Genomic DNA, 5,378 nt, shown 5'->3' on the forward strand with positions numbered 1-5,378 from the left:
CCCGACTGCCCCTGCCGTCCCGGCTGTCCCGGCTGTCCCCGTCCCGGCCGCGACAGGAAGGGGCGCGCGCGTCCGAGGAGTCCGGGCCCCGGCGTCGCGTGCTGCGCCGTATGACCCCCTTCCGCGAGCGGAACCCCATGGTGATCGGCGTCGTGGGCCTCACCTCCCTCGGCCTGCTCAGTGCCGCCGCGTTCAACGCCGACAGCCTGCCGCTGATCGGCGGCGGCGAGACGTACAGCGCGGCCTTCTCGGAGGCCGGCGGGCTCAAGCCGGGCGACGAGGTGCGGATCGCCGGGGTGAAGGTCGGCAAGGTCGACGAGGTCGACCTGGACGGCGACCATGTGAAGGTCACCTTCAAGGTCAAGGGCGACCCCGCGTTCGGCACGCGCACCGGTGCGGCCATCCGGATCAAGACCATCCTGGGCGCCAAGTATCTGTCCCTCGAGCCCGAGGGGCCGGGCCAGTTGGAGCCGGGCAGCGAGATCCCGGTGCGGCGCACGACGCCCGCGTACGACGTGGTGACGGCCTTCAGCGATCTGACCACCACGACGGAGCAGGTCGACACGGCCCGCCTCGCGCAGGCGATGGACACCATCTCCACCACCTTCGAGGACTCCCCCGCCGAGGTGAAGGCGTCGATCAAGGGCCTGTCGAAGATCTCCCGCACGGTCGCCTCACGCGACGCGAAGCTCCGCGAACTCCTCGACCACGCCAACGGGGTCACCGGCGTGCTCGCCGACCGCTCCGACGAGTTCTCCACGCTCGTCAAGGACGCCGACAAGCTCCTCACCGAGATCGCCAAGCGGCGGGCCGCGATCCACGAACTGCTCAAAGGCTCGGCCGCCCTCGGCATCGAGCTGTCCGGCCTGGTCAAGGACAACCGCGAACAGATCGGCCCGGCCCTGAAGGGCCTCGACCGGGTGGTCGGGATGCTCGAACGCAACTACTCGAGCCTGGAACGCAGCGTCGCGCTGCTCGCACCGTTCGTGCGCGTCTTCTCCAACACCCTCGGCAACGGCCGCTGGTTCGACAGCTACATCCAGAACCTGGTCGCCGCCCCGGTGGTCCCGCGGAAGGGAGACTCACGATGAGCCGACGCACAGAACTCCTGCGGCGCACGGCCGTTCTGCTCGCCCTGGCCCTGGTGGCCACACTCACCGTGGCCCTGTGGCCGCGCGCGGAGCCGGTGCGGGTCACGGCGTACTTCCCGCGCACCGTCGGCATCCACCCCGGCTCGGACGTACGGGTGCTCGGCGTCCGGATCGGCCAGGTCGAGGAGATCAGGCCGGAGGGCGAGCGGGTGCGGGTCGTCCTCTCGTACGACGAGGAACGCAAGGTGCCGGCCGGGGCGAAGGCCGCGATCATCAACTCCTCGGTGGTCAGCGACCGTTACGTGCAGCTCCTGCCCGTGTACCGCAAGGGCCCGGAGCTGCGCAGCGGCGCCGTCATCCCGCAGAGCCGTACGGCCGTGCCGGTCGAGCTGGACCGCGTCTTCGACAGTCTGCACACCACGTCGGAGGCGCTCGGGCCGGAAGGCGCCAACAAGGAGGGCTCGCTCGCCCGGCTGCTCGGGGTGAGCGCGGAGAACCTCGACGGGCAGGGCGAGAACATGCACCGGACCGTGGAGGACCTGTCGAAGGCCGTCACCACCCTGTCCGACAGCAAGGGCGACCTGTTCGGCACCGTCCGGAACCTGCAGGTGTTCACGTCCGTGCTCGCCAAGGACGACAAGAGCGTCCGGTCGTTCAACACCAGCCTCACCAAGGTGGCCGACCAACTCGCCGGAGAGCGCAAGGACTTGGCGGCGGCGCTGCGGCACCTGGGCGTCGCGCTCGCCGACGTGAGCGAGTTCGTCCGCGACAACAAGAAGGCGCTGACGTCCGATGTGAAGGGGCTGGCCAAGGTCACCAAGGTCCTCGTCACCCAGCAGGACGCGCTCGCCGAGATCCTCGACACCGCACCGACGGGCCTCGGGAACCTCCAGAACGCGTACAACGCGAGCTCGGGCACTCTCGACACCCGCAACAACGCCGAGCAGGCGCAGGACCCGGCCGCGCTGCTGTGCTCGCTGCTCGGCACCACCGGCAAGAGGCAGGCCTCCGAGTGCGCGGACCTGAAGAAACTCTTCGACTCGCTGCCGGATTTGTCGCAGCCGAAGCCGTCCACCGGCTCGGCGCCGGCCGACCGGACGCTCGGCGGAATCCTGGAGGTCGCTTCATGAGCGCACTGCGCAAGAGCGGGACAGCCGCCTGGACCGCGATCGGCACGCTGCTGCTCGCCGGCTGCGAGTTCGGCGGCCTGTACGACGTCGAGCTGCCCGGCGGCGCCGCGAACGACCCGGACGCGTACCGGGTGACGGTCGAGTTCCGGGACGTCCTCGACCTGGTGCCGCAGTCCGCCGTGAAGGTCAACAACGTCACGGTGGGCGCGGTCGAGAAGGTCGAGCTCAAGGGCTGGCACGCCCGCGTACGGCTGCGCGTCGACCGGAAGGTGAAGCTGCCCGGCAACGCGGTGGCCGACCTGCGGCAGACCAGCATGCTCGGCGAGAAATACGTGGCGCTGTCCGCCCCGCCGCAGGGCGACCCCGTGGGCCGGCTGCGCGACGGGGCCCGCATCCCGCTGTCGCGCAGCGGCCGCAACCCGGAGATCGAGGAGGTCCTTTCCGCGCTGTCGGCGCTGCTCAACGGCGGCGGTGTGGCCCAGCTCAAGACGGTCACCACGGAGCTCAACAAGGCCTTGACCGGCCGGGAGAACCGGGTCAAGTCGCTCCTCAAGGAGCTGGACACGTTCATCGGCGGCCTCGACGGCCAGCGCAAGGACATCGTGCGGGCGCTCGAGGGCATCGACCGGCTCGCGAAGCGCCTGAAGGACGAGAAGAAGACCATCGGCGCGGCCGTCGACACCGTGCCCGGCGCCCTGAAGGTGCTCGCCGACCAGCGAGAGGACCTGACGACGATGCTCACGTCCCTGTCAAAGCTCGGCCGGACGGGCACCAAGGTGATCGACGCGTCCCGCTCGGACATGGTCGCCAACCTGCGCCAACTCCGCCCGATTCTGGAGCAGTTGAACAAGGCGGGCGACAACCTGCCGAACTCCCTGGAGCTCCTGACGACGTACCCCTTCCCGCGCAGCGCGACCGGCGCCATCAAGGGCGACTACGTCAACCTCCAGATCACCGCCGATCTCGACCTGGCGAGCATCTACGGCAACCTCGCCGACGAGCCCGAGAAGCCGGGCGCGCCAGGCGGCCCGGACAAGCCCGAACTGCCCGACAAGCCGGACCTCCCCGACCTGCCGGATGTCCCCGGCGCCCCGGACGTACCCGACGCCCCCGACCTGCCCGGCGAGCCGAAGCTGCCGGGCACGCCGGACGACCCGTCGGACCCGGGCGGCGGCAGCGGCCTCTGCCCACCGGTGTGCACCGGCGCCCAGTACTCCGCGTACGGCGGCGACGAGGGTTACCCGCCCGGCATCGACCTCGCTCTCGCCGAGCTCCTGCTGAAGGGGATCTCCTAGTGCTCACCCGGACGGTCAAGGCCCAACTGCTCGCGTTCGCCACGGTCACCGCCGTCGGCTGCAGCTATGTCGGCGCGCAGTACACGGGCATCGGCGACGCCCTCTTCGACAGCGACTACACCGTGCGCGCCGAGTTCGCCGAGTCCGGCGGCATCTTCGAGGGGGCCGAAGTCACGTACCGCGGCGTGCCCGTGGGGCGCGTCGCGGAACTCCGGCTCACCGGCTCCGACGGGGTCTTGGTGCACCTCGACATCGAGGACGAGCGGCGCATCCCGGCGGACAGCCTGGCGGTGGTGGCGCACCGCTCGGCGGTCGGCGAGCAGTACGTCGACCTGCAGCCGCGCACCGACAGCGGGCCGCCGCTGCGGGACGGCTCCACGATCGCCCGCGAGGACACCCGCGCACCGCTGCCCACCACGGATCTCGTGCTGAGCCTCGACCGCCTGGTCAACTCCGTCGGCAAGAAGGACCTGCGGATCACCGTCGACGAACTCGGCAAGGCGTTCGCGGGCACAGGACCGCACCTCGGCCGCCTGGTGGACTCCGGCAACGAGCTGGTCGAGTCGGCCTCCGACTCGCTCCCGCAGACCATCAAGCTGATCGAGGACGCGCGCACGGTCCTCAGGACCCAGTCCGAGCAGGGCTCGTCGATCAAGTCGTTCTCCGAGGACCTGGCGGCGCTGACCGACGAACTCAAGTCGAGCGACGGGGACATCCGCAGGCTGATCGGGGCGGGAGCGCCCGCCGCGCACGAGCTGGACTCGCTGCTCAAGGACAACCGCACCCATCTCCCGGTCCTGCTCGGCAACTTGATCAGCGGCGGCCAGATCACCAGGGCCCGGCTGCCCGGCGTGGAGCAGGCCATGGTCACCCTCCCGCTGAACGTCACGGGCAGCTACACCGTGGTCCCGGGCGACGGCACCACCCACTTCGGCCTGGTCGCGGGCAAGGACAAGCCGGCGCCGTGCCGCCAGGGGTACGGCACCCAGCGCCGCGACCCCGCCGACACCGGCGACCGCCCAGCGAACACCGGCGCGCGCTGCACGGAGCCCCGCGGCAGCGACACCTCGGTGCGGGGCGCGCAGAACGCGCCCGGCGCCTCGTCCCGTTCCGGCGGCGCGGACCCGGCCGCGTACGTCGCGCCCTACGACCCGGAGACCGGCGCCACCGTCGGGCCGGACGGAACTCCCGTCGAGATCGGCTCGACGGGCGGCGAACAGAACGCTTTCGGAAAGGACTCGTGGCAATGGCTGCTCGTAGGACCGATGGCATGAGCGAGGGCCCGGAATCCCGTACCGCCCGAGACCGTCCCGCCCGCCCGGTACGGGTGTTGCGCCGCCTCGGCGGTGGACTCGCGGGCGCCGCCCGGCGCAGCCGCACCCTGGCCGCGGGACTCGTCGCGGCCACCGTGGTGACGACGGCGCTCGCCGGGTGGCTCGGCCTCCAGGTGTCCGAGCAGCGCGCGGCGGAGCAGCGGCAGCAGGACATCCTGGCCGCGGCACGGCAGTCGGCACTCAACTTCACCTCGCTCGACTACCGGCACTACACGCGCGACAGCGAGAACGTCCTCGACGGCGCGACCGGCGACTTCAAGAAGCAGTTCGCGGCGCAGACCAGACAGCTGACGAAGCTCGTCGCGAAGAACAAGTCGGTCTCCGAGGGCCAGGTGCTCGAAGCGGGCATCACGCGGTCCGACGAGCGTTCCGCCCGCGTCCTGGTGGTCGCCGACAGCAAGGTGACCAACACCGCCGCCCCGGAGGGCCAGGCCCGCACGTACCGGCTGCAACTGGACCTGACGTACGAGAAGGGCCGCTGGCTGACGTCCGGCGTCGAGTTCGTCGGCTGACCGCACCCCTCCCGAC

5 protein-coding genes are annotated in these 5,378 nt (G+C 71.0%); all 5 read left to right on the forward strand.

Annotated elements, in window-relative coordinates:
- Positions 1-110 precede the first annotated feature (110 nt).
- Genes GUY60_RS33605 through GUY60_RS33625 form a run of 5 tightly spaced genes read left to right on the forward strand, consistent with a single transcriptional unit; the run spans position 111 to position 5,362 of the window.
- Complete coding sequence (locus tag GUY60_RS33605) at positions 111-1,091, forward strand: MCE family protein (protein WP_161704811.1); 981 nt, start codon at positions 111-113, stop codon at positions 1,089-1,091.
- On the forward strand, positions 1,088-2,221 hold the full coding sequence (locus GUY60_RS33610; protein WP_161704813.1) for an MCE family protein: 1,134 nt from the start codon (positions 1,088-1,090) through the stop codon (positions 2,219-2,221). The genes GUY60_RS33605 and GUY60_RS33610 overlap by 4 nt, the downstream gene beginning before the upstream one ends.
- A complete protein-coding gene (locus GUY60_RS33615; protein ID WP_161704815.1) occupies positions 2,218-3,516 on the forward strand; it encodes an MCE family protein in 1,299 nt (432 codons plus the stop codon). The genes GUY60_RS33610 and GUY60_RS33615 overlap by 4 nt, the downstream gene beginning before the upstream one ends.
- The gene (locus tag GUY60_RS33620) at positions 3,516-4,790 is read left to right on the forward strand and encodes an MCE family protein (protein WP_161704817.1); all 1,275 of its coding nucleotides are present in this window, start codon (positions 3,516-3,518) and stop codon (positions 4,788-4,790) included. The genes GUY60_RS33615 and GUY60_RS33620 overlap by 1 nt, the downstream gene beginning before the upstream one ends.
- On the forward strand, positions 4,787-5,362 hold the full coding sequence (locus GUY60_RS33625; protein WP_246235980.1) for an Rv1363c family protein: 576 nt from the start codon (positions 4,787-4,789) through the stop codon (positions 5,360-5,362). Before GUY60_RS33620 ends, GUY60_RS33625 begins: the two co-directional genes overlap by 4 nt.
- The last annotated feature ends 16 nt before the right edge of the window (positions 5,363-5,378 follow it).

The organism is Streptomyces boluensis (assembly GCF_009908195.1).
Lineage (GTDB): Bacteria > Actinomycetota > Actinomycetes > Streptomycetales > Streptomycetaceae > Streptomyces > Streptomyces boluensis.